The following is a 23,096-nucleotide window of genomic DNA, read 5'->3' on the forward strand; positions in this document are numbered from 1 at the left end:
CGTCCTCGGTTGGCGCGCGATCCGGTTTAAGTCTCCGGACCGTTGGCGGCCGTCCCGTCCAAGAGATCGACCCCGGCCCGTGCGAGTGCGTCGAACGTCGCTTCCGTTGGCACGATGTCGACGCCGATCCCTGCGGCCGCCGCAGTTGCCCGAGTCGGCTCGCCGATCGCCCCGACGACCCCGTCTTCGAGACCGGCGACCGCCGCCTCGCGGAGTCCGCGATCGGCGGCCGCTTCGAGGAAGTGTTCGATCGTGAGCGAGGAGGTGAACAGCGCGGCCGCGAGATCGCCATCGGCGGCGAGTTCGGCCGAGTGGCCCGCTTGCTGTGGACGAACGAGCTCGTACAGAATCGTCTCGTGGACGTATGCGCCGTTCTCGGCGAGCCCGTCGGTGAGCACCGCCGACCCGTGATCGCTCCTCGCGACTTCGACGCGCATACCGGGGACCTCGTCGGCGAGATGGGCCACGAGACCCGTCGAGGAGAACTCTTCGGGGACGTGATCGACCCGATAGCCAGCCATTCGGAGCGCGTCGGCGGTTGCGGTGCCGATGGCACACACCTTCCCCTCCGGCTCCCACCCCGCGTCGGCGACGATCTCGACGCCGGTTTTGCTCGTCAGGATCGTGTACTCGGCGTCCGTCCGTGGCGTGGTTCCCGTGGATTCGACCGCGAGCATCGGGTCCGCCACCGGCTCGACACCGAGCGATGCGAGCAGCTCGCTCGCCCGTTCGATGCGCTCGTCGGCCGGCCGGAACACCGCGACCTTCATTTTCGAAGGAACTCCCGTACCCGATCGCGCTCACTGGCTACGTCGCCGATGACGGTGACAGCGGGCGGTTCGATACCCTCGCGGTCGGCGACTCCGGTGATCGTTTCGAGCGTGCCGGTCACGACCCGTTCGTCGGGCCGGCTCGCGCGCTCGACCAGCGCGACCGGTGTTTCGCTACCCATGCCGGCTTCGCGGAGCGCGGCGGTGTACTCTGGCAGTTTGCCGACACCCATCAGCACCACGATCGTGCCGTGGGTGGCGGCGAGCGCGTTCCAGTCGACTGCCGACTCTTCTTTCGTGGGGTCCTCGTGGCCGGTCACGAACGATACAGTGGAAGCGTGTTCGCGATGAGTCGCGGGGATGCCCGCGAGTGCGGGGCCGGCGAGTGCCGAGGTCACGCCGGGGACGACTCGAAAATCGACGCCGTGCTCGGCGAGATAGGCTGCCTCCTCGCCGCCGCGGCCGAACACGAACGGGTCGCCCCCCTTCAGCCGGACGACCGTCTTCCCCTCACGCGCGAGTTCGACCAGCCGCTCGTTGGTGTACTCCTGGCTGGTGCGTTCGCCGCCCGCACGTTTGCCGACGTCCTCGCGCTTGTCTTCGGGGATCGTCTCGATGATCGCCGGCCCAGGAAGCTTGTCGTGGAGCACGACGTCGGCCTCGTCGATGAGTCGGCGGGCTTTCACGGTAAGGAGTTCGGGATCGCCCGGGCCGCTCCCCACGAGGGAGACGATCCCGGTTGCCTCAGTCTCGTTCTCGGTCATTCCGCGCGTTTCGCCTCCTCTTCCTCGTCCCGTTTGGCCTGTTCGATCAGGTCGGCCGCGCCCCGATCGGCGAGGTCACCGGCGAAGTCGCGGGCCGCCGTCGGATGGCGCTCGATCGGGAGGTCCCGCGTGGCGGCCACCTCCTCGCTGCCGTCCTGACTCAGTACCCGAACGACGACTCGGACGTACTCTCCTTGGATGACTGCGTGTACGCCCATCGGTGCGACGCAGCCACCGCCGAGCTCCTCCAAAACCACCCGTTCGACGGTGGTTTCGACACGCGTTCGGGGGTGATCCAGCACCTCGTTGAGAGTTTCGGCGAGTTCGCCGTCACGGGCCGTGACCGCGAGCGCGCCCTGGCCGGGTGCCGGGACGAATTCGCCGGTCGGCAGCTCGCGGGTGTCCACGCGGCGCGCGAGGCCGGCGCGTTCGAGTCCCGCCGCCGCGAGCACGATGGCGTCGAGTTGGGTCTCGACGTCGCGTTCGAGCGATCGGCGCTCGATCTCGTTCAGATCGTCAAACCACTCCTGGGGTGTGCGGTCGTACTCTGGCAGGTCGTCCTCGTTCCCGTCGTTCGTGTTCTCTCCGTCTCCCTCCCCGCTCTCACTCCCCTCCTCGTCCGCATTTGCGGCCTCCATCCGCCGTTCGTGTTCGTGCTGGCGGTGCGGCGCGAGCAGCTTCTCGATCCGCGTATCGACGTTCCCTCGGAGCGGCTGAACGTCGAGATCGGGCCGCGTTGCGAGCAGTTCGGCCTTCCGTCGGAGGCTCGACGTGCCGACGACGCTCCCTTCGGGAAGATCGTCGAGCGTCGCTCCGTCGGGCGTGACGAGGAGGTCACCAGGCGTGGCGCGTTCGGGGACGCCCGCGATCACGAGATCGTCGGGGCTCTCGGTGGGAACGTCCTTCATCGAGTGTACCGCGGCGTCACAGTCGCCGTCGAGGACTTGCTGGTCGAGCGCACGGACGAACGCACCGGTCTTGCCGAGGCGGTGGATGAGTTCGTCGCGGAGCTGGTCGCCCGTGGTTTCGACCTCGACCAGCTCGACCGTGTGGCGGCGGGCTTCGAGGCGTTCTTTCACCGTCGCCGCCTGGCGGATGGCGAGGTCGGAGCCCCGCGTCGCCAGCCGGATGGTCCCGTCGCGCGCGTTCATACCTGCCTTCGGACACCGAGCTTCAAACCACCTTCGAGAGACGTACGCGACCGTTGTTCTGTCAGTCCGTGGGTGAGCGGGCCGAGCAAACGGTGGATATCCGGGTTCGGCTGACGGCGAGCCACGGGCTTTCGAGGTAGGTGGCGTGGTAGAAAATAACTCGATTACGCGTTGTTCATCCGCAGCGCCGTCTCCTCGCCGCAGATCATGCATTCGCTGATCCGGTAGGGTTCGCGCGAGAACTCCGCGTTCTCGGCTTTCCCGCTCTCGGTGCGAAGCTCGATCGAGACGCTATGGCTGGTGTCGCGGTCGCAGACATCGCAAGATTCGCTGACGCCGTCTGCAGCATCGGTGCGGGTTGACATCGACAGGTGCTCGGGGTGTTGCCACCATAAACCTCCAATTCCGTTGGCCTCAGTTCCGACGGTTCAACTGCCGATAGCGACAATTGCCGGCGAAACAGGCTCGGAACACGGAATTTGCCGCCCACTGTTCAACCGTTCATCCTGGCCGAAACAGTCGAAAACGGCCGAAAAGTTTATATATGGCTGTCGTTGGCACTCGATACATCCGGAAAGTCTCTAACCGCGCCACCGCTCAGTCTCCACATGGAGCAGGTGTTCGCCCCGTGGCGCATCGAGTGGGTCGAGCGCGACGGCGACTCTGGAGGGTGTCCGTTCTGCGAGCTTCCCGACCGCGACGCGGACCGTGAATCACGGATCGTGGCTCGGAGCGAGCATGCCTTTTGCCTCCTGAACAACGCCCCGTACAACCCGGGCCACGCGATGGTGATCCCCTATCGCCACACCGGCTCGTACCCCGATCTCGACGACGAGGCACTCCTCGATCACTCGCGGCTCGTCCAGCGCACGCTCGCCGCGATCGACGACGGACTCGATCCCGATGGAGCGAACACCGGGATGAACCTCGGTGATTCGGCTGGCGGCTCGATCGACGATCACCTCCACACTCACGTGGTCCCTCGCTGGCAGGGGGACACCAACTTCATGCCGGTGGTGAGCGACACGAAGGTGATCGTGGAAGCGATCGACGACACCTACGACCACCTCCACGACGCGTTCGCCGCACAGGACGGGGTCCGTGATCCCGGTCCCGACGAGGCGATCGTCATCGAGTGAGCACGTCCCGCCGGCTTCGGCGTGTCGAAGCGTCTATGCCATCCGCTCGCCAACCGTCGACGATGAGTCGTGCGGCCGCGGTCCGGCGTGTCGGGCTGCTCGTGCTCGCCGCGAACGTCGTGCTCGTCGGGACCAAGGGGGCCGCGTGGATCGCCACCGGGAGCCTCGCGGTCGGCTCGGAGGCTGCAAACTCCCTCGTGGATGCGGGCTACGCCGCGGTCGTACTCGGCGGACTCTACCTCACGACCCAACCCCCGGACAGCGAACACCCCCACGGTCACGAACGGATCGAGCCGTTCGTCGCGCTCGCGATCGCGCTCGCGGTCTTTCTCACCGGCGGCACAGTTCTGTGGCGGTCGCTCACCGCGATCGCCGCAGGTGACGTATCCGCCACCGGCAGCCCGATCGCGGTCGCGGTGCTCGGGGGTGCGGCGATCGGCAAGTTCGGACTGTACCGCTACTGTCTCGCTGCCGGCCGGACCCACGACTCGCCCGCGCTGACCGCGACCGCGCTCGACAACCGCAACGATGTGCTGACCGCAGGCGCGGCGCTCTGCGGCGTGGTCGGTGCACGGCTCGGCTACCCGCTGCTCGACCCGCTCGCGGCCGCGCTCGTTTCGGTGGGGATTCTCTACACCGGAATTGAGGTGGTTCGGGACAACCTGCCGTATCTCGTCGGCGGCGCACCCTCCGAGGAATTTCAGACCCGTATCCTCAGGCGCGCGCTTGCCCATCCCGATGTCGAGGGTGCACACGACGTGATCGCTCACTACGTCGGCCCCGAGATCGACGTCAGTCTCCACATCGAGGTCGAGGGCGATCGCACGCTCAGGGAGGCCCACGCGATCGAGAGCGCGGTCGTCGAGTCGATCCGCGCGCTCGATCGGGTCGACGACGTATTCGTCCACATCGACCCGAAGGAACTCGGCGAGTGGAAGGCGGACCCGGACACCGACCGCCTGGTTCGCCAGAGCGAGGAACACCCCGATGACGGCGAGCCCAGGCCGAACAGGAGCCGCCAATGACGATTACTCCGGGAAGATGCTCTCGGGGAGGTACGCCGAGACCGTCCAGTTGGGGGCGTCGACGACCTCGCTGATCTTGAGGTCGACTGCGGCCGAACACAGGATGTACGCCTCCGCCCGGGTCAGCCCACGCTCGTTGTGGAGATGGTCGATCATGTGCCGTACTGCCTTCTTCGTCGCCGTCATCAGGTCGTCGCTGATGCCCGTGGTTCCGTACATCGGCTCGTCGACGCCGGTGGGGGTGAACGGTCCCTCGGTCCGGAACTGGGGCTGTTCGATCTCCATGTCCGATCGCACGTCGAACCGCGCGGTCACGAACATCGGCGCTTCGATCCCCGTCACGCAGACCTCGCCGTCGCCCTGGGCGGCGTGACAGTCGCCGGTCGAGAACAGGCCGCCCTCGACTTCCACGGGCAGGTACAGCGTCGAGCCTTCGGTGAGGTGTTTGACGTCCATGTTCCCGCCGACGTCGCGCGGCGGCAGCGTGTCGTGTGTACCGTCCTCGCCCGGAGCGACCCCGATAGTCCCCGGGAACGGGTCGAGGGGGATTTCGATCCCGTTCACGAACTGGCCGACGTCGCCCTCCAGGTCCCAGATGTGGAGGCCCGGCTCCTCGAAATCGTCGGGCAGCAGCCCGAGCCCCATTTCGCTGGGGAAGAACACGTTGTACCCCCAACCCTTGTGCTGGCAGTCGAGGAGTTCGACTTCGAGGACGTCGCCCGGTTCCGCACCCTCGACCGCGACCGGTCCCGTGAGTGGGTGGACGGGATCGAAGCTCACGTCCGGGACATCCTCGACGGTGGTCTCGACGTCGATCTGACCGTCGACCGCGTCCCGGCATTCGAACCGGACGACGTCGCCCGGTTCGACGGTCAGCGCGGGATCGAGACTGTTGTCCCACGCGCTGTGGATGTTCTCGTCGCGATCGCTCAGTCGATGATCGATGGTGTACTCGCGTTCGGTGTGTGCCATGCGTTCGCGCTCGACGTGTCGTCACCACATAAAGCCGCAGGACGGGTGGCGCGCGGGAGCACGCCGAAGGCGTGCGACTCGCGCGAGGGATGAGCGAGGAACGAAGTGACGAGCGAATCGGCTGGGGAAGGTGTGGCTTGCGGTCTCTCATTTGCAACGGGATTCGTTGCTGCGTTCTCTGCTACCGTCGAACCTGTGAGAAGCTACTGATGTCTGATATTCAACTGAACGCTTCGAGCCCAATCGACACTACACCGGCTCGCCGAAGGCGTACACCGTGTTCTGACTCGTGATCTCGACCTCGACGAAATCGCCAGGCGCGACGCCGTGTTCGGGTGCGTCCTGGATGATGATTTGGCGGTAGGCTTCGTCGTAGCACTTGACCGACTCGCCAGTGCCGGGTTCGACGACCAGGACCTCGTGGCGCTCGCCGACCATCGATTCGTAGGCCGCACCCACGACGTCCATCTTCAGGTCGGACATCGCTTTCGAGCGCTCCTTCTTGATGGTGCCGCCGAGGCCCTTCATGTCGGCGGCGTCGGTGCCGGGCCGCTTCGAGAACCGAGTGACGTTGATCCGCTCGGGCTGAGTCTCGCGGAGCAGTTCCATCGACTCCTCGTGATCGGCGTCGCTCTCGGTCGGAAAGCCCGTGATGAAGTCGGTCGCGAGCGTCCAGTGGTCGAGGTGGTCGTCGAAGGTTTTGACGACTTCGCGGAACTCGCGCACCTGATGTTGGCGGCGCATCTCCCCGAGTACGTCGTCGCTCCCGCTCTGGACCGGCGCGTGGAGGAAGTTGTAGAGCTTCTCGTTTTCCGCGAAGACCTCGGCCAACTCCTCGCGGATGCCGTGGACGCCCTTCGGATTCGCCATCCCCACCCGGACGCGGAAGTCACCGTCGATGGCACAGATCCGATTGAGGAGCTCGTGGAGCTTTCGCTCGCCGTCGTCCCAGCCGTACACGCCGGTGTCCTGGCCCGTGATTCGGATCTCCTTCGCACCGGCGTGGACCAGCGCGCGGGCTTTCTCGACGTTCTCCTCCACAGGAGGTGAATCGATCTTGCCGGTGGCGTGCTTCGTGATGCAGTACGAACAGTCGCTCATGCAGCCCCGTGCGATCGGAAGAATGCCGATCACGCCGTCCAGAATTGGCTCCGTCCCCGGCGTCACCGTTGGACACTCGCCGTTGAGCACGACTTCGGGAACCTCGTCCCAGCCACAGACCGTGGCGTCGAGGTCGGCGAACTCCTCGCCCTGAGCGAGCGCCATGCAACCGGTGACGACGAGATCGGCAGTCTCACTTTCGAGTTCGCGCGCCCGCCGGAGCATGTTGGTCTCGGTGGTCTCGACCACGGTGCAGGTGTTGAGGATGGCCACGTCGGCCGCTTTAGGGCCATCGACCGGGTGATGACCGCCGTCGCGAAGCCGGCGCTCGATCGTGCGGCTCTCCCCGCGGTTCGCGGTGCAGCCGTAGGTTTCGAGGTGGTAGCTGGCCATCCGCTGTCATCAACTCTCGGGCGCGCGTGGGCAAAAGCGCGACGACTCGGCTCCCGAGAGCAGACTCGCGTCGCCGCTCGAACGAGGAGCGACTATCGCCTGGCGGCGAGGTAGATCACCGCCGCCTCGTGGAGCGCCGGATGGGAAACGGCGTGCGGGCGAGCCTCGTGGACGATGGCGAACGCGTCGTCGAGTCGACGATCCTCCTCCGCGGCGATCGTTATCGCAACGAGCGCGCTGCTCCGCGAGATCCCGGCCTTGCAGTGAATCAGTAGTGAGCCATCACGTCGGTAGAGCGCTCGTGCGGTGTCCACCGCAGCCTCGAACGTCGGCCAGTCGTTGCCTGGCCCATCGTCGAGCGGGTGGTGATGGGTCGTCAGCGGTCGTTCGTCCGTGGTGACAGAGAGGACGAACTCGAACGTGTGGTCGTGCTGTACAGGATCAGTGGCGGCCTCGTTGCCGAGGTACAGTTCCCGTTCGCCGATCCGACGGACGATCGGTTCGTCAGCCACGTAGCCGAACGGTCGAACGATCGGCTCCGAAGTCTCCAACCGGTTCTGCGTGGCGGCCGTTTCGTCCGGATTCATGCCCGCATCAAGTACTTGCCCGCGATAAAGGTCCGTTCTATTCGAGGACCTTCTTGATCATGTCGGAGCACTACCCGTCAGCAGAGAGAGTCTGCTGACAGGGATGAAACGTGTGATTATATGCTGTTTGTGTTCGGTATTCGACTCGTGGCAAGACCGGAGATAAGGAGAACAAGTGCAGTTGGGATCATGAATACCCACAGGACAGCCTGCCAGAATCCGAGTAGTACGAGCCCACCCACACTCATTGCTAATAGTGATCGTCGTTGTTGAAGAACGCCGAATATCCCAATCCAGCTACAGGCGAGTATAGACAAAAAGAAGAGAAGACGTACTGTTGTATATCCTTCTGACGGGAGAAGCCACAGTAGGCCACCTGTGAGATAGAAAGCAGCGAGAATCGCTGTCCCACGAGCAATAGTGTCTGGCCGAATATCTGATGAATTCACTTCCATGTCCAGTATTGCAAACATTTTATTAAAAATCTACTCCCTTGACGGTCGAGGGCCGTCTCAGCGCTGGCTGGATGAGTACGAATCGTGACCGCCACCACAGGACCGCCACGGTGTGTCAATCACGATCCGTGCCGCCATCTCGCCATGATGCGGACGAGTCGGTCTACCGGAGCGGCTCGCCCCGCGTCTCGCGGCCGAACGCCAACACCACGATTCCGCCTGCAGCGAATGCGATCGCGAGCGGGACGAGCGCGGCGAGGTACCCACTCTCGACCAGTGCACCGGCGAGAATTGGGCCGATGACGGCCGCGATCTTGCCGACCCCGCCCGCAAAGCCGTTGCCGGTCGCGCGCGCCTCGGTCGGGAACAACTCGGGGGTGTAGGCGTAGATCGCACCCCATGCCCCGAGCGAGAAGAAACTCGCCGCGAGCAGTCCGCCGAAGAAGGGCCAAAAGCCCGAGAAGCCGAGGCCGAACAGCGAGACGCCGGGCATCGACGTGGCGAACACGAACGTGAACACGCCCGAAAGCACGAGGTAGCTCCCGAGCGTGGGCTTGCGGCCGATCTTCTCCACGAGGTACGCTGCGCTGAAGTAGCCGGGGAACTGGACGAGGCCGACGAGCAGGAAGTAACCGTAGACGTTGCCGACCACGCCGGCCGCGCCCACAGTCTGGGGCAGCCAGATGAACACGCCGTAGTACCCGAAGTTGATCGCGAACCACGCCGCCGCGATCATCAGGGTCTGTCGACGGATATCCGGCGCGAACAGCCGCGAGACGCTCGCGGCGGCGGACGATTCGACCCCCTCGATCTCGGGCGGCGTGTGCTCCTCGCCGTTCTCCTCGGCGATCGCCGCGAGGCGCTCGTTCGCCCCCTCGACGTCGCCGGTGCGTGCGAGGTAGTAGGGGGTCTCGCGGAGCTGTGAGCGGATCACGAACACGAGAAGCGCGGGGAATGAGGCGGCCGCGAACAGCAACCGCCAGCCCGCCACCGCACCCACGACCGGTACCGTGATCATTCCACCCGACGGCAGCGCGGCGAGGAAGACCCACGCGAACACCACTGCCAAAACGTAGCCGACCGGCCAGAACGCATCGAGATAGACCAGATACCGGCCCCGACGGTCGGTCGGCAGGTGCTCGGAGAGATAGGACGTATCGACCGCGAGCGCACCACCGAGACCCACACCGGTGAGAAAGCGCAGCGCGAATCCGGAGTAGAAGCCGACCGCGAGCGCGGTCAATCCAGTAAAGACGCCGTAGACCAACACCGTCCACTGGAAGGCGACCTGACGACCGCGCTGGTCGGCGTACCAGCCCCAGCCCCAGTTACCGAGCACCATCCCCATCAGGCTCGCCGAGCCGAGCAGCCCGGCCGAGAGCCCCGAGAGCGTCCACGCCTCGATCAGCACGGGCAGCGTGAAGCTGATGATGATGACCTCCATCCCGTCGAGCGCCCACGCGCTGCCACAGATCGCGAGCAGCCGGCGGTGGAACGCCCCGATCGGGATGCAATCAAGTACCTCCGAGACAGTAACCGTGCCCTGGTCCGACATCGATTCGGTTCTCCGTACTGATGACGAATCTTTTCATACACTTAGCAACAGCGCTTTCCCACCATCAATGCCGCCTTCGAAGAATTACGTTCTTCGAATCTGCCGTATGAAATCCCCTGATTCATCGGGTTTCGTCGAAGTCCTCGACGAGCGCGACACCGCTCGACGCGCCGATCCGCTCCGCACCCGCCTCCAACATCGCTTTCGCCTCCTCGTAGCTGCCGACCCCACCGCTGGCCTTCACGGGGAGAAACTCGCTCATGAGTTCGACATCCGCGACCGTCGCGCCGCCATCAGCAAAGCCGGTCGATGTCTTCACGAAGTCGGCGTCGGCGTCGACCGCACAGGAACACGCGCGGCGTTTCTCCCCGTCGCTCAGTAGCGCGGCCTCGATGATGACCTTCACCGGAAGCGGCACCGCGGCCACCATCTCGGCGAGTTCCGCCGTCACGGCGTCGTCCTCGCCCGCGCGGAGCCGACCGACGTTTATCACCACGTCGAGTTCGTCCGCGCCGTCCTCCCACGCCCGGACCGCCTCCGCCCGCTTCGTTGCGGGAGCGTGCTGGCCGTGGGGGAACCCGATCACGGTGGCGAGAGTCACGTCGGGTGCGGTTTCGGTCGCGATGTCGAGATAACACGGCGGTACGCAGGCGTTCATCCCATGTTCGTCGGCTTCCGTCACGACTCGCTCGACATCGGCAGGTGTGGTTTCGGGGCCGAGAACGGTGTGATCGATCGTCGCGGCGAATGCGGTGCGGTCCATAGCGGGGCGAACGGAGCCACGGACAAAAAATCGCGTATCCGCCGATCGGAACCCTTTCGCCGCCGCCGGTCGCGTCGTCGGCCATGGTTCCCGTGCAGGTGCTCCCCGAAGGAACGACGCTCCCGTCGCCCGGTGTCCTCCTCGCTCTGGCGATCGGGTTCGCGGGTGTCGTCGTCGCACTCCGACGGATCGCCCCGCGGGTCACCGATCGGGTGGTGGTCGCGTTCGCGCCGTGGATGGTCGCTGGATCGAGCTGCTACGTGCTCTATCAGGTCGAGGCGGTGCCTCAAAGCGTGGCCCCGTTTTTCAGTTCGCCGGCGGTCTACGTCTCGATCGCCGTTCTCGCAGGTGCAGTGTGGGCGGCGACGGCGGCGACCGGACTCCCTGCGGACCGGTGGCGACTGCCGTCGGTGCCTGGTGTCGTCGCGCTCGTGGGGAGCGCGGTCGCGATCGCGGCCGTCGGGTGGGCGTTCGCGTTCGGCGTGGAGACGAGCCAGGGGCTCACGGTGGCGTGGCCAGCAGTTGGACTCGTCGTCGCCGTGGCGGTGGCGACGGTGGTGTGGCTTCTCCTGGGACGTCTCGCCCCCGAAACCCGGATCACCGGCGGTGTCGGCGCGCTCGCGGTGTTCGGCCACGCACTCGACGGTGTCTCGACTGCCGTCGGGATCGACGTCCTGGGGTTCGGCGAGCAGTCGCCGATCTCGCGGGCGATCATCACGTTCGCCGCAGATCTCCCGACGGCACCGGTTCTCGGCACGGTCTGGCTCTTCGTCCTCGTCAAACTCGTGCTCGCGTCGGTCGTCGTCGTTCTCTTTTCGGGCTACGTCCGCGACGAACCCACCGAGGGCTACCTGCTGCTCGGCGCGGTCGCCGCCGTCGGGCTCGGACCAGGCGTCCACAACCTGTTGTTGTTCACCATCGCTTCGCCGTAGATTCGTCACACAGTAAGAACGAACCGCGGAGACATGGCCGACAACGCTCGACCGATGCCCAGCGATCTCGATGTGTACAAGGACCGGATCGAACGTATCGTCGAGGAACGCCGCGAACTCTTCGATCGGCTCGCCTGAGCCGCGCTACTCGGCTTTCGACGGGCGGTCTCGGTGGCGAAAGCGACCGAACGGCCAGTTTCTTGATCCGGGTGGCAGGTATTAGTGAGCCGAAGGCCTACAGCCGGCAATGTCCGATGCAGAGGCGGTCGCGGGGACCGACGTACCGCTCGATCTCACCCTCTCGGGGGCCGAACTCGACGCACGCCGCGAGCACATCCTCCAGTTCATCCGTGAGACTGTCGACGACGCGGGAGCGGAGGGTGCGGTGCTCGGGCTCTCCGGCGGGATCGACAGCACCCTGACGGCGTATCTGACCGTGGAGGCGCTCGGTACTGACGGCCTCCACGGTCTCGTGATGCCGAGCGAGGTCAACGACGACGCGAACATGAGCGACGCCGAGCGGGTCGCCGACGACCTCGACATCGCGTACGACGTGATTGCAATCGAACCGATCGTCGAGTCGTTCCGCGAGGCGTTCCCGGCTGACTTCGACACCGAATCGGATTCCGCGGCGCTCACGACGGCAGTCGGCAACGTCCGCGTCCGAACGCGCGCGGTCTTCAACTACTTCGCTGCCAACCTCGAAAACCGGATCGTGCTCGGAACCGGGAACCGCAGCGAGGCACTCGCCGGCTACTTCACGAAGTACGGCGATCAGGCCGTCGATTGCAACCCGATCGGGAACCTCTACAAAGTGCAGGTTCGCCAGCTCGCGCGCCATCTCGGCGTCCCCGACGACCTCGTGGCGAAGACGCCGACCGCAGGGATGTGGGTCGGCCAGACCGACGAGGACGAGATGGGCCTGAGCTACGACGTCCTCGACGCCGTGCTCGCACTCCACATCGACGGCCCGCTCTCGAAATCCGCGACCGTCCGCGAACTCGACATCGACGAAGCGGTCGTCGAGCGAGTCGAAGGTCTCGTCGCTCGGAGCGAACACAAACGTCAGATGCCGCCCGCGCCCGAACCGCTCGGCTGACACGATGGTTTCGGGCCCGTCTCTCCACGGTGGACCGCTCGCCGGATTCTGTCACTCGACGGGGACAAAAAGATAACTTCACCGATCACGATCGAGATGATGGATGGCGATACTCGATACACTCGTCATACTCGCGGTGAGCCTGCTGGTCGGCGCTCTCGCGATCTTCGCCGGTGTGCGATTCGTCGTCGATGACACGGTACGCCCCGTGGATGCGTTGTTCACCGCAGCAACTGGGGCCGTCGCGTGGACTGTTATCAGTTTCTACGCCGGTCGCGTTCCGATCGTTGGCCCCGTGACGGCACTCGTCGTCTGGATCGTCGTTATCGTTTTGCAGTACTCCAGCGGCTGGCCGACCGCCGCCGTGCTCGGATTCGTCGCTTGGCTCGTCTCCGTCGTCGCGTTGTACGTGCTCGGAACTCTGGATATCGTCTCGCTTTCCGTTCTTGGTGTCCCGGAGGTGTGACTGTCGTGATAGCACAGGAGCACAGTAGCGCACGAATCGACGACGGGAGAGCTGTTCCGTGAGCGATCGGCCGCCGAAATCAGATCTTCCGACCACCAGACGTGCGTTTCTTCGAAGTAGCGTCGGTATCGGTGCCAGCGGAACGTTCGTGAGTGCGGGAGTCGCAAAATCGAGTGGTACTATCGATCCCGCGACGAAACGGACGCAAGAGACGCTTCGCGACGGTAGCCGGTTCGAAACCCCGGGTCAGCCGTCCCGAGCCGCATACCGTGCCCTCGCGCAGATCGAGCGAAACGTCGCACAGCGATCGGGATCGCCGACGTTCGATCGCGTCGTGAGCGCAATCGAGTATCTCGGCATCGGACCGAACGATCCGATCGACGAGGCGCTCGAACGAGCCGACGCCGCCGGTGATCTCGACGGCGTGCTCCTCGATTTCCCGCCCGGAACCTACCGCCTCTCGGATGGGTTCAGTATCTCGCCCGATGGAGACTTCGGTATCGTCGGCCCCCGAGCCACGTTTCGACTCGATCCCGATCTCCGTTGTGAGGTGAAGATCCATGACCTCTCGCGCGGGCTGTTCGAGGGGTTCACGTTCGATCAGCGTGCCGGACGGGCCGCCGTCTCGGTCCTTCTGAGTACCGACGGCCACATCGATGCCCGCGATCTCACCTACCGTGGCACGGCCGCGGCCGTCGACGACGACCAGGGCGCGCTGTTGCGCCCGGTCGCGGAGAACCGAACGGCGAGCATCCGGATCGACGATCTGCACGCACGCGGCGGCACCAACGCCGGGTCGCACGCCTGGGTGGGGTCCGATCCACCGCCGAACCACGTCGCTGGCGGTATCGTCGGCGCGTTCGTCGGCCGTGCGAACGAGGGCGTGGTGCAGTTCGTCGATCCGGTACTTCACGGGTGGGAGAACGGGCTCTACGCCACACGAACCAGGGGTGCTGTTCAGGTGATCGGCGGCCGGTTCGTCAACAACAACAACACGGCCGTTCGGATCAGCGGTGCGGAGTCGTTCTGCGATGGGGCCACGATCGTCCTCGATGCGCAGCGGTGGCCCGACAGCCATCCCGGCGCGTTCACGATCGGCGAAATCCAGGGCGTAAGCGCCGTACGATTGGAGACCGGTGGCTTGGACAAGTCGGGAACACAGCTCAGAAACCTGGACGTTCGGGCGTACGCGATGCAGAAATGCCCGGGACTCGTCGTCTATCGCGGAAGTGCTGGAGCGGGGCGGATGCGGCGCTGTCGGCTGACGAACCACCTCGACGGAACGCCGGCGATCGTGATCGACCCACCGGGAGCGGGTCCGTATTCGGCACCCCCGGGCTCGCAGGCTGTACGGATGGACCACATCGAGATACGGGGATCGATGACGAGCGCGCCAGCCGTCCGTGGGTCCACCGAGCGGCCGAACTCCTTGCTCGCGGATAGCTGTATCCGAATCCCCGACGCGGGTCCCGCCGACGTCAGAGCGGTTCGGACGCGAAACGTCGGCTACGGCGCGGACTGCACCGCCAGCCAGCGTATCGACAGTCAGTTCGGCGTACCGAGCGACGTCCCGGCGATCCGAAATACGACTGTCCAACCACCGTCGCCCGGTCCAGGATTGCCGGGATTGGGAGTTCTGGTCGGTCTCGGCGCGATCACCGCATACGTGATGGCGACGTTGCCACCGATACTGCGGGAGAAGTTCCGTTCGTAACCGTCGAGAGGATCGTCGTGAGACGCGATCGGCGGGAGAGCAGATTACGCTATCGCGGCCAGCCGTCGATCCATCCCGTCCTCGATCCAGGTCGCGGTCTCTTCGCGGGACTCGCCAGTGAACTCGACGAGGCGCTCGTAGAACCCGGAGTTGCCGAGAAATCGGACGGCCTCGTAGATCGGCCGTCGATCCACGAATCTCTCCGGAAGCCCGCCCGCCCGTTCGCGGTAGCCGTCGTGGAAGCTATCCACGATTGCTGCCGGGCCGTCGCCACGGAGCGTATCGAGATACCCGCGGGTGCGGACGACATCTCGTGCTGGGTCGCCGATGTGGGCGATCTCCCAGTCGAGAAACCCTATGCGGCTATCGGTGCGAAAACAGTTCGGCTTGGCGGCGTCGCCGTGAAGCAGGGCGGCCGGTGCGTCGTCGAGCAGATCGCGGTTCTCCTCGACCGCCGCGGCGACTTCCTCGAAGTGGTGGTCGAACCGTTCCGACGAGGCGATCTCACGCTTTTCGGCGATTTTATTGAGAAGGATATCCGTCCATGATCCGGTATCGATATCGAGCCCGTCCACGCTCCCGCCGGTGATGTGTCCGTGTCGTTCGAACCGTTCGGCGTGGACGCACGCGAGCGATTCTCCTACTTCGTGGGCCAGTGACGCCCGTTCGGCGGTTTCTGCGTCAGTCCAGAGTTCCAGAAAATTTTGTCCGCCGACCGGTGCGGTCGCGAGATACGGTCCGGGGTCGCCGGTCGCGCTCGCCACCACCCTTGGCACGGAAATCGGACTGTTCGCGCCGACGTAGGCGATGACCGCGCGTTCACGAGCCACGCGGGTCCCGTCGCCGTCGACGGCCACTTTCAGGTAGATCGTTGTTCCGTCGTCGAAATCGACCCTGACCGTATGATTCTTCTCGTTCCACGATGGTCCCGGGGACCTCACCTCGTCGACCTCGTGTCCTGGGAACCCATCACCGAGAACCGTTGCGACTCGGTCGTCCATGTCCGTCGGTGATGCGTGTTCGGAATGGCTCTTGTGGTGGTGCGAGGGTGCCTCTCGTTCAGCAATTCTCAGCCGTCGCGGAGCGTCCCGGCGTTCCGCGTGACGAGGGCTGCGAACACCTCACGTTCGGCACGTTCGCGGTCAGCGGCGGTCCCCTGCTGTCGCAGTAGTGGTTGTAGTCGTTCGAGTGCAACGGGATCGCTCGCTGCTACCTCACGAGCGACTTCGGACGGATCGTCGCTGATGCGCGAAACCAGCCCCATTCTGAGCGCTTCCTCGGTGTCGACAGTCCGTCCCGAGAGTGCGAGGTCCATCGCGTTGCCCTCGCCAACGACTCGTGGAAGGCGATGTGTGCCGCCCCACGCGCCGAACAGCCCGAGCCGCACTCCCGTTTCGGCGAACGTGGCGTTCGGGGTGGCGACCCGGAGATCACAGGCGAGCGCGAGTTCGACGCCACCGCCGCGCGCCGCACCGTCGATCGCCGCGACCACGACTGCCGTCGACTCTTCGATGACTCTCGCGACCCGCTGGCCCTGTTCGGCGAACGCGGTCGCTTCCTCGTGATCGAGGTCGGCAACGACATCGAGATCAGCGCCGGCACAGAACGCGGAGCCCGCGCCGTGGAGACAGATGACGGGCGTCTCGCACTCCTCGATGGCAGCCTGGAGCGCATCGAGGCCGTCCGGTGTTAGCGCGTTGCGTCGGTGGGGTCGATCGACGGTGACGTACGTGACGTCTGCCTCGGCGGTCGTCTCGATCATGGCCGACGCTGGGTACGCTTTCCAAAGGCCTTTGCCCTCCCCGCGGCTATTTTCGGGTGATGGAGGAAGCCTCCCAAGTCCGACGTGCCGCGCGGGAGGCCGTCCGCGACGTCGGTCCCGAACGGTTCGGTGACGCCGTCGGGGCCGTGCTCGATGAAGGGTCGATGACGCCCGGCGTCCTCGCAGTAGCGTGTGCGCGCGCGGCCGACGAATCGGTCGCGTTCGATACCGTCGCCGAGCGCGCTGCCGGAACACAGCTCATCTACGAAGGCCTTCGACTGACGCGCGCGCTCGCCACCGATCCACCGTGGGAGGGTGCCACCGACGAGGGTGCCGACACCACCTTCGATCCCGACGTCGAGACGGGAGCCAACGTCGACGTGCTCGTGGCGGACGTGCTGGTTGCTCGTGGGTTCCATCTGCTCGCACGGACCGAGGCCGCCGGCACCGCCGTCGAGACGGTGCGGAGCTTCGGCCGCGATCAGACGCGCCGCCGATCGGCGGCCGAAACGGCGCTCGACACCAGTCTCGAAGCCGACGTGTTCGAACTTGCCGCGGTCGCGGGCACGACGGCCGTCGGCGCACCCCCCTCGACCGAGTGTCGTGAGTTCGTCGCCGCCCTCGCGAGGACGGACGATGGGCTGCCGACTCCGGAGACGGTGTTCGGCGCGTCGGTACGCGAATCGCTTCGGGCGTTTTCGGCTGCTCCCGCCGTCTCCGGTGAGGGTGTCCGCCCATCTGCGACCGACTCGTGAATCGAAACGGATAAACACGGGTCGGCGGTACTCACAGGTGCCTGCCTGGGTAGCTTAGCGGTAAAGCGCGTCCTTGGTAAGGACGAGACCCCGGGTTCAAATCCCGGCCTAGGCTTTCTGGATTTCTCCCAGACTCCTGCCGGAGCGGTGGCTCTGTCGAACGGGCTCTTTCTGGATACTCTCCAACACACGTGAGCAGGGCCGCTATCCCACTCACCAAATGTGTGACCAGTGAGCGATATCTTAGTGAAGAATCTGGTCAGTAAGAACAATCTTACTCTGATCAGCGACCCAGAACAGAAATAATCAAACTGATATACATCGAGAAAATAAGTTATATTTGATATCAGGCCGGTTTCAGCCCTTCGGAGTCCTTCAAAAGCCATATCTTCAGAATAAAATTCTCGGCTGATATAAGAAATCTCCAATTCATTATATCTGATCTCCTGTTGTCTGATTGTTTCATAGCGAGCGTTAGTTGTGAAATGTTTGACTAACTGCTCAACAAGATGGAAATTCCATACATCCAATGAGCCGTATTGACCGCTGAGTATTGTGGAATGAGTGGGTGTCTCGTTGGGAAACGAACGAATACTTCTGTGTCGATTGCCTCGTGCGGACAATGCCGTCGGAGGACGAACACGGTGGCTTCGAGGACATCCGCAACGAAGTCGACGGGCACCCGATGGTGGGGCTGTTCGGCTATGCCGTTCCCTACTGGAAGCGGCTTACTGTCGGCGTGGGTGCGTCCCTGTTGACTCGCATCGCACGCCTCGTTCCGCCGCTCATCGTCGCTGCCGCCATCGATCTGATCGTCCGTTCTTCGGGTGGTTCCGGCCTGCTGGTGCGGTTCGGACTGCTGCCGGGTGGGATCATCGACGCACAGGCAGGACAGCTCGCCGTCCTCGAACGCCTCGTCGCCATCGCGGCGCTCGCGTACGTCGTCCGGTCGGTGACGCGGTTCGTCTCGCGATACCTCCTCGAATCGACGGCCCAGAAGATCCAGCGCGACCTCCGCAACGACGCTTACGACCACATGCAGCACCTCTCGATGGCCTTTTTCGCGAACCACCAGACCGGCGGGATGATGTCGATCCTCAATAGCGATATCAACCGGCTCGAACGGTTTCTCAACACCGAACTCCGCCAGATCATCCGCGTCGTCGCCATCGTTGGCGGTATCGGTGCCATCCTCTACGTTCAGTCGCCGACGTTGGCACTCATCGCGCTCGCGCCGGTCCCGATCATCGGACTGGCGAGTGCGGGCTTTCTCCACCGGGTCGAGCCGCGATACCGGGCCATCCGGGAGACCGTCGCGCGGCTCAGCGTCCGCCTCGAAAACAACTTGAGCGGTGCGCCGGTCATCAAATCGTTCAATCGCTACGAATTCGAGCGTGACCGCGTCGCCGCCGAGAGCGAACGCTACCACGACGAGCAGGTGAGTGCGATCAGGATTCGGCGGGCGTTTTTCTCCAGCCTCCGAGTGCTCACAGGCGTCGTCTTCGTGGCCGTGCTCTATGTCGGTGGTCGTGGTGTCATCACTGATGCCCCCGGTGCGGTCTCGGTCGGTGCCTTCGCCGGCGTGTTCCTCTACATCAGACGGCTCTACTCGCCGATGCGCCGGATCGGGAAGACCGCCAACAAGTACCAGCTCGCCAAATCGAGCGCCGAGCGGGTTTTCGGCGTGTTGAGCCACGATCCCGCCATCGCCTCGCCGGAGAACGGCCACGTCCCCGAACGGGTCGATGGACGGGTGACGTTCGACGACGTGACGTTCGGCTACGAGGATGGCGAACCGGTCATCTCGAACCTCTCGCTCGACGTCGATCCGGGCGAGACGATCGGTCTCGCCGGTCCGACCGGGGCTGGCAAGTCGACGCTGCTGAAGCTGATCCCACGATTTCACGACACCGATGCGGGAGCCGTAAGCGTCGACGGAACCGATGTCCGCGAGTACGATATCCAGGCACTTCGTGAGTCGATCGGTATCGTCGAGCAGAACCCGTATCTCTTCTCGGGAACGGTGAGGGAGAACATCGCGTACGGCACGACCGACGCGCTCGACACGGCGCTCGAAGAGGGCAGTACCGACGAGCAGGTGCGCGAGGCCGCAATGGCGGCCGAAGCACACGAGTTCATCACCGACCTCCCCGAGGGCTACGATACCCAGATCGGCGAGCGCGGGGTGAAGCTCTCGGGCGGCCAGCGCCAGCGCATCGCCATCGCCCGGGCGCTGCTCAACGATCCCGCGATCATCGTCCTCGACGAGGCGACCTCCGACGTCGACACCGAAACCGAAGAACGGATCCAACAGAGTCTCGCACGGCTCACCGCCGACCGGACGGCGTTCGTCATCGCCCACCGACTCTCGACGATCCAGGACGCGGACCGTATCGTTGTCGTCGACGACGGAACCATCACCGAACGCGGGACGCACGCCGATCTCCTCGCGGCCGACAGTGCATACGCCGAACTGTGGCAGTCTCAGTCGAGAGGTCCCGCAGAGATCGGTCTGGAAGCGGACGACGACTGAACCAATATCTGGTTCACGCGTCTGTTATCCGAATCTTCGACCGCTAACACACTGCCTGATCGGCTACGATCTCGTTTGGTCTCGGATCGACGAACCTGTCCCGAGCCGTGTCTCGCGGAGAACGACCCGGAGTAACTGAGCGAAAACGACCACGACCGCTGCGAGACTGCCCCAGACGAGCACCGCGAACGCGAGTGGACCGAGAATCATCGTTTCGCCCTCTATTGCCGCCAGGCGTGGTCTCCTCTCGGCCGCCGTCGGCCACGGGATCGCCGGATGTGTCGTCGAGCGAGTGGACCTCGGCAGCGAGGCTGTCGAGGTCGAAGCGACCGTCACTCAGCCGTGCGGAGAGCACTGCGATGACTGACGAGACTCCCGCCGCCCCGGCGAACGAGTGGATGAACGAGCCACCAGGAAGCAGCGGCCCGACGACAGGGAGCCCGACCAGCGCGGCGTGGAACGTCGGGAAGTAGGCGAGACCGACGAGGAGTCCGGCAGTGCTGGCGAGCAAGGCACCGGACTCGGTCGCCCGGCCGGAGTAGAGGCCGTGGAGGAAGGGGACGAACGTCGCTGCTCCGAGGAGGTCCGCGAGCAAGAACAGTTCGAGCACCGAGTAGCCCTGTGCACCGACGACGATGGCGGCAAGGGCGACGATGATCGTCAACCCGCGGGCGGCGTACTGGAGGGTTCGTTCGTCGGGATCGTCGAGCACGCGCGAGAGGTCGGCGGTGACGATGCTCGCGAGTCCGTTGAACAGCGTGTCGGCCGTGCTCGTCACGAGCAAGACCACGAGAACGACGACCCCGAGCGTCGCCCACTCGGGGAGCGCTGCAGCCACGACGACGAACAGCGCGACGCTCGGTCCCGCGTCCCCGATCAGCCCGAGTCCGGCCGCCGCGACGCCGAGCAGCCCCGCCAGAAGGATCATCGGGACGGTGACGACCGCCGCGACGGCGAAGCCACGGCGGAGCGCGTCGTCGTCCGCGGCGGCGAAGACGCGCTGCCAGCGGCCCTGGTTGAAGACGCTCGCACCGGTGATGGCGATCACCACGTAGCCCCCGAACGCGAGGCCGGGAACGAAGCCCGGATCGAGCAGGTGCGGGTTCGAAGCCACGATGGCGCGATGGATTTCGCCGGTGCCACCGAGCCCGACGACGACTGCCGCGAAACTGAGGGTGAGCAGCGGCAGGATAACGAGCGTCTGGACCGTGTCGGTGAAGATGCTCGCCACGAGGCCCCCGTAGCCGGTGTAGACGAGCACGAAGCCGCCGATGACGCTGGCGGTGACCCATCCCGGCACGCCGGCGACGAACGCGAGCGCGTCCGCGGCGGCCGTCATCCCCGCCGCGAGCGAGATGAACATGTAGAACACCGCTATCAGCAGGGCGTAGCCGTACATCCAGGTTCCGTAGCGCGCGTAGACGTACTCGGTCAGCGAGTGACCCTGTGGGAGATACTCGCGGAGACGGACGCCGACCGAGACGAACAGGAGGAGCGGGACGGCGCTGCCAACGGCGTAGCCGGCCGCCGCAGCGAGACCCCCGAAGGCCGCGCCCGCCTCCGCGGGGCTGAACAGTATCCACGCACCCATTCCCGACGCGATCAGCGTGGCCGCCGTGGTCCCCGAATCCGCCGAGTTGCGGGCGCTGATGTAGTCCTCGACCGACAGCATGCGCGTGCGCGAGTGAGCGACCCCGAGGGTAGTCATGGCCGCGAGCATTGCCACCGTGACCCCGAGTGCGAGCGCGGTCCCGACCATCAGGCGTCCTCTCGCATCTGGCGTGCGTGCGGCCACGACTCCTCGGTGTAGGCCATCTCCCAGAAGGCGTGCTCTAACTGGGCGCTCCGCCGAAACGCCGCCTCCATCTCGTCGTGGAGCGAGGGATCGTGCTCGGCACACCGATCCACCAGTTCGCGCATCCATGCCACGGACTCGCGGAACTCCTCGCTCGTGTACTTCGTGATGAACGGGGTGTAGCGGTGCTCGTCGTCGGCCAGTTCTGCCATGTGCTCGGCGATGTCGAGATACCCCTGGCCACAGGGGTAGATGGCGGCCGCACCGACCCCGAGCGGGCGTTCGCGGGCGGTTCGCAGCAGGTAGTTCGTGTAGGCGACGCAGGTCGGTGCCTTCTCGACGGCGGCGAGATCTTCGGGAGTGAGCCCGTATTCGGCCGCGAACTCTCGGTGAAGGTCCATCTCCTCGGCGACGATCGTCCCCGCGACGTCGAAGCAGTGGGCCATCGTCGCCTCATCACGCGCTTTCGTGCCGAGCACGGCGAAGGTGCGCGCGTAATCGAGGAGATACCGGTAGTCCTGTTCGAGCCACGTGCGGAACGCCGCTTCGTCGAGCGTTCCATCGGCCAACTCGCGGACGAACGAATGGTCTTTCTGTGCCGCCCAGAGCTCCGCTTCGTTTTCGACGAGGTGATCGCTGAAGCGCATTGGTTGAACGGTAGGATTCGCGAGTGATATAACTATCGAATAATTCTGCGAGAGCGAACGACACAACGTGCTTCGAAGGGATGACTTCGTCGAGTGCAGCAAGGATCGGAACGACGATAGCACTGCAAACACCGCTGACGCGACACTACGGAACGCTGCCCGTCGATCAGCGTTCGACGACGCGATCCGCCCACGATCGCAGCGTGTCGAGGGCGGCGCGCTCGTTGCGAGAGATGCCGTCGTCGACACCGAGATCATCGCTCTCGAAGGCGTTGCAAACCGCCACCTCCACACCGTCACAGTATGACAGTAACGCCGTTGGATCGAACTGGCCGGCTTGAAATGGGATGGTAGCATCGTTGACGAAGACCGCACACGGATCGGCGGGAGCCGACTCCACCATCCGTTTCGACTGTCGGGCGTTTTCCGTCGCGAGATCGAGCGCCGCGGAAACCGTCGCGCCGGACGCCCGTGGTGCGTGGGCGTCGAGGCGCTCGTACCAAACGTCGTCCGGCACGTCGGTGAATCGTGTCAGGAACCCACCGAGCAGCCGGCCGTCCCGTCGAACTTCGGGGGCGAAATCGAGAATTACGACCCCGTCCGTTCCGTGCTCGTCGATCCACGCGTCGAGCGCACGGGCAGTCAAGCGCGTCTTGCCCACGTTCGATGGGCCAGTCACGAGTGTCGTTCCGGCGAGCGGAAACGGAAGATCAGTCAT

General features: G+C 65.0%; 22 protein-coding genes and 1 tRNA gene. 9 read left to right on the top strand and 14 right to left on the bottom strand.

What is annotated here, in order from left to right; all coding sequences use genetic code 11:
* Positions 1–26: 26 nt before the first annotated feature.
* From C449_RS17100 to C449_RS17115, 4 genes are all read right to left on the bottom strand, one after another.
* Positions 27–770 (bottom strand): uroporphyrinogen-III synthase, encoded by a 744-nt coding sequence (locus C449_RS17100; RefSeq protein WP_006079307.1) that lies wholly within the window; start codon positions 768–770, stop codon positions 27–29.
* On the bottom strand, positions 767–1,534 hold the full coding sequence (gene cobA, locus C449_RS17105) for a uroporphyrinogen-III C-methyltransferase (protein ID WP_006079308.1): 768 nt from the start codon (positions 1,532–1,534) through the stop codon (positions 767–769). Before cobA ends, C449_RS17100 begins: the two co-directional genes overlap by 4 nt.
* Complete coding sequence (gene hemC, locus C449_RS17110; protein ID WP_006079309.1) at positions 1,531–2,685, bottom strand: hydroxymethylbilane synthase; 1,155 nt, start codon at positions 2,683–2,685, stop codon at positions 1,531–1,533. The genes cobA and hemC overlap by 4 nt, the downstream gene beginning before the upstream one ends.
* Before the next feature lie 164 nt (positions 2,686–2,849).
* A complete protein-coding gene (locus tag C449_RS17115; RefSeq protein ID WP_005039521.1) occupies positions 2,850–3,050 on the bottom strand; it encodes a DUF7835 family putative zinc beta-ribbon protein in 201 nt (66 codons plus the stop codon).
* A gap of 243 nt (positions 3,051–3,293) precedes the next feature.
* Here C449_RS17115 and C449_RS17120 point away from each other — a divergent pair, with 243 nt between their 5' ends.
* Together C449_RS17120 and C449_RS17125 are read left to right on the top strand one after the other, a co-directional pair.
* On the top strand, positions 3,294–3,824 hold the full coding sequence (locus C449_RS17120) for an HIT family protein (RefSeq protein ID WP_006079310.1): 531 nt from the start codon (positions 3,294–3,296) through the stop codon (positions 3,822–3,824).
* A 62-nt stretch (positions 3,825–3,886) separates the two neighbouring features.
* On the top strand, positions 3,887–4,849 hold the full coding sequence (locus tag C449_RS17125; protein WP_049914410.1) for a cation diffusion facilitator family transporter: 963 nt from the start codon (positions 3,887–3,889) through the stop codon (positions 4,847–4,849).
* A gap of 3 nt (positions 4,850–4,852) precedes the next feature.
* Here C449_RS17125 and C449_RS17130 read toward each other — a convergent pair whose 3' ends face one another.
* From C449_RS17130 to deoC, 5 genes are all read right to left on the bottom strand, one after another.
* Positions 4,853–5,821, bottom strand: coding sequence for an acetamidase/formamidase family protein (locus C449_RS17130; RefSeq protein ID WP_006079312.1), 969 nt, complete (start codon positions 5,819–5,821; stop codon positions 4,853–4,855).
* Between the two features lie 249 nt (positions 5,822–6,070).
* The gene (locus C449_RS17135; RefSeq protein ID WP_006079313.1) at positions 6,071–7,315 is read right to left on the bottom strand and encodes a tRNA (N(6)-L-threonylcarbamoyladenosine(37)-C(2))-methylthiotransferase; all 1,245 of its coding nucleotides are present in this window, start codon (positions 7,313–7,315) and stop codon (positions 6,071–6,073) included.
* A 92-nt stretch (positions 7,316–7,407) separates the two neighbouring features.
* Entirely contained in the window at positions 7,408–7,902 is a 495-nt protein-coding gene (locus tag C449_RS17140; RefSeq protein WP_006079314.1) for a protein-tyrosine phosphatase family protein, read from the bottom strand.
* A gap of 618 nt (positions 7,903–8,520) precedes the next feature.
* Positions 8,521–9,912 carry an MFS transporter gene (locus tag C449_RS17145; RefSeq protein ID WP_006079315.1) on the bottom strand — a complete coding sequence of 464 codons (1,392 nt, stop codon included), beginning with the start codon at positions 9,910–9,912 and terminating at the stop codon, positions 8,521–8,523.
* 121 nt (positions 9,913–10,033) lie between these two features.
* Positions 10,034–10,675, bottom strand: a complete 642-nt coding sequence (gene deoC, locus C449_RS17150) for a deoxyribose-phosphate aldolase (protein WP_006079316.1) — start codon at positions 10,673–10,675, stop codon at positions 10,034–10,036.
* A gap of 83 nt (positions 10,676–10,758) precedes the next feature.
* Here deoC and C449_RS17155 point away from each other — a divergent pair, with 83 nt between their 5' ends.
* From C449_RS17155 to C449_RS17170, 4 genes are all read left to right on the top strand, one after another.
* Complete coding sequence (locus tag C449_RS17155; RefSeq protein ID WP_006079317.1) at positions 10,759–11,607, top strand: DUF63 family protein; 849 nt, start codon at positions 10,759–10,761, stop codon at positions 11,605–11,607.
* Between the two features lie 247 nt (positions 11,608–11,854).
* Positions 11,855–12,706, top strand: a complete 852-nt coding sequence (locus C449_RS17160; RefSeq protein ID WP_006079318.1) for an NAD+ synthase — start codon at positions 11,855–11,857, stop codon at positions 12,704–12,706.
* 103 nt (positions 12,707–12,809) lie between these two features.
* Positions 12,810–13,172, top strand: a complete 363-nt coding sequence (locus tag C449_RS17165; RefSeq protein WP_006079319.1) for a hypothetical protein — start codon at positions 12,810–12,812, stop codon at positions 13,170–13,172.
* Between the two features lie 334 nt (positions 13,173–13,506).
* Complete coding sequence (locus tag C449_RS17170; protein ID WP_241430143.1) at positions 13,507–14,886, top strand: hypothetical protein; 1,380 nt, start codon at positions 13,507–13,509, stop codon at positions 14,884–14,886.
* Positions 14,887–14,930: 44 nt separating this feature from the next.
* Here C449_RS17170 and C449_RS17175 read toward each other — a convergent pair whose 3' ends face one another.
* Positions 14,931–15,887, bottom strand: coding sequence for a phosphotransferase family protein (locus tag C449_RS17175; protein ID WP_006079321.1), 957 nt, complete (start codon positions 15,885–15,887; stop codon positions 14,931–14,933).
* A gap of 68 nt (positions 15,888–15,955) precedes the next feature.
* On the bottom strand, positions 15,956–16,648 hold the full coding sequence (locus tag C449_RS17180; RefSeq protein WP_006079322.1) for an enoyl-CoA hydratase/isomerase family protein: 693 nt from the start codon (positions 16,646–16,648) through the stop codon (positions 15,956–15,958).
* 59 nt (positions 16,649–16,707) lie between these two features.
* On the opposite strand from C449_RS17180, the gene C449_RS17185 reads away from it, so the two are divergent.
* The 3 genes from C449_RS17185 to C449_RS17195 all read left to right on the top strand — a co-directional run bounded on the left by C449_RS17185 (position 16,708) and on the right by C449_RS17195 (position 19,936).
* On the top strand, positions 16,708–17,403 hold the full coding sequence (locus C449_RS17185) for a DUF7114 family protein (protein WP_006079323.1): 696 nt from the start codon (positions 16,708–16,710) through the stop codon (positions 17,401–17,403).
* 43 nt (positions 17,404–17,446) lie between these two features.
* Positions 17,447–17,518 (top strand) — tRNA-Thr (locus C449_RS17190).
* Between the two features lie 507 nt (positions 17,519–18,025).
* Positions 18,026–19,936 carry an ABC transporter ATP-binding protein gene (locus C449_RS17195; RefSeq protein ID WP_006079324.1) on the top strand — a complete coding sequence of 637 codons (1,911 nt, stop codon included), beginning with the start codon at positions 18,026–18,028 and terminating at the stop codon, positions 19,934–19,936.
* 43 nt (positions 19,937–19,979) lie between these two features.
* Here the strand turns inward: C449_RS17195 and C449_RS17200 are convergent, their stop codons facing one another.
* From C449_RS17200 to C449_RS17210, 3 genes are all read right to left on the bottom strand, one after another.
* Positions 19,980–21,695, bottom strand: a complete 1,716-nt coding sequence (locus tag C449_RS17200) for a sodium:solute symporter family transporter (RefSeq protein WP_006079325.1) — start codon at positions 21,693–21,695, stop codon at positions 19,980–19,982.
* Positions 21,695–22,378 (bottom strand): thiaminase II, encoded by a 684-nt coding sequence (tenA, locus tag C449_RS17205; protein WP_006079326.1) that lies wholly within the window; start codon positions 22,376–22,378, stop codon positions 21,695–21,697. The genes C449_RS17200 and tenA overlap by 1 nt, the downstream gene beginning before the upstream one ends.
* 166 nt (positions 22,379–22,544) lie before the next feature.
* The gene (locus C449_RS17210) at positions 22,545–23,096 is read right to left on the bottom strand and encodes a hypothetical protein (RefSeq protein ID WP_006079327.1); all 552 of its coding nucleotides are present in this window, start codon (positions 23,094–23,096) and stop codon (positions 22,545–22,547) included.

This window comes from Halococcus saccharolyticus DSM 5350, assembly GCF_000336915.1.
GTDB classification, from domain to species: domain Archaea; phylum Halobacteriota; class Halobacteria; order Halobacteriales; family Halococcaceae; genus Halococcus; species Halococcus saccharolyticus.

Coding starts and splice junctions, on each gene's coding strand:
- C449_RS17100 (WP_006079307.1), bottom strand. CDS start 770: ATGAAGGTCGCGGTGTTCCGGCCGGCCGACGAGCGCATCGAACGGGCG.
- cobA (WP_006079308.1), bottom strand. CDS start 1,534: ATGACCGAGAACGAGACTGAGGCAACCGGGATCGTCTCCCTCGTGGGG.
- hemC (WP_006079309.1), bottom strand. CDS start 2,685: ATGAACGCGCGCGACGGGACCATCCGGCTGGCGACGCGGGGCTCCGAC.
- C449_RS17115 (WP_005039521.1), bottom strand. CDS start 3,050: ATGTCAACCCGCACCGATGCTGCAGACGGCGTCAGCGAATCTTGCGAT.
- C449_RS17120 (WP_006079310.1), top strand. CDS start 3,294: ATGGAGCAGGTGTTCGCCCCGTGGCGCATCGAGTGGGTCGAGCGCGAC.
- C449_RS17125 (WP_049914410.1), top strand. CDS start 3,887: ATGAGTCGTGCGGCCGCGGTCCGGCGTGTCGGGCTGCTCGTGCTCGCC.
- C449_RS17130 (WP_006079312.1), bottom strand. CDS start 5,821: ATGGCACACACCGAACGCGAGTACACCATCGATCATCGACTGAGCGAT.
- C449_RS17135 (WP_006079313.1), bottom strand. CDS start 7,315: ATGGCCAGCTACCACCTCGAAACCTACGGCTGCACCGCGAACCGCGGG.
- C449_RS17140 (WP_006079314.1), bottom strand. CDS start 7,902: ATGAATCCGGACGAAACGGCCGCCACGCAGAACCGGTTGGAGACTTCG.
- C449_RS17145 (WP_006079315.1), bottom strand. CDS start 9,912: ATGTCGGACCAGGGCACGGTTACTGTCTCGGAGGTACTTGATTGCATC.
- deoC (WP_006079316.1), bottom strand. CDS start 10,675: ATGGACCGCACCGCATTCGCCGCGACGATCGATCACACCGTTCTCGGC.
- C449_RS17155 (WP_006079317.1), top strand. CDS start 10,759: ATGGTTCCCGTGCAGGTGCTCCCCGAAGGAACGACGCTCCCGTCGCCC.
- C449_RS17160 (WP_006079318.1), top strand. CDS start 11,855: ATGTCCGATGCAGAGGCGGTCGCGGGGACCGACGTACCGCTCGATCTC.
- C449_RS17165 (WP_006079319.1), top strand. CDS start 12,810: ATGGCGATACTCGATACACTCGTCATACTCGCGGTGAGCCTGCTGGTC.
- C449_RS17175 (WP_006079321.1), bottom strand. CDS start 15,887: ATGGACGACCGAGTCGCAACGGTTCTCGGTGATGGGTTCCCAGGACAC.
- C449_RS17180 (WP_006079322.1), bottom strand. CDS start 16,648: ATGATCGAGACGACCGCCGAGGCAGACGTCACGTACGTCACCGTCGAT.
- C449_RS17185 (WP_006079323.1), top strand. CDS start 16,708: ATGGAGGAAGCCTCCCAAGTCCGACGTGCCGCGCGGGAGGCCGTCCGC.
- C449_RS17195 (WP_006079324.1), top strand. CDS start 18,026: ATGCCGTCGGAGGACGAACACGGTGGCTTCGAGGACATCCGCAACGAA.
- C449_RS17200 (WP_006079325.1), bottom strand. CDS start 21,695: ATGGTCGGGACCGCGCTCGCACTCGGGGTCACGGTGGCAATGCTCGCG.
- tenA (WP_006079326.1), bottom strand. CDS start 22,378: ATGCGCTTCAGCGATCACCTCGTCGAAAACGAAGCGGAGCTCTGGGCG.
- C449_RS17210 (WP_006079327.1), bottom strand. CDS start 23,096: ATGACTGATCTTCCGTTTCCGCTCGCCGGAACGACACTCGTGACTGGC.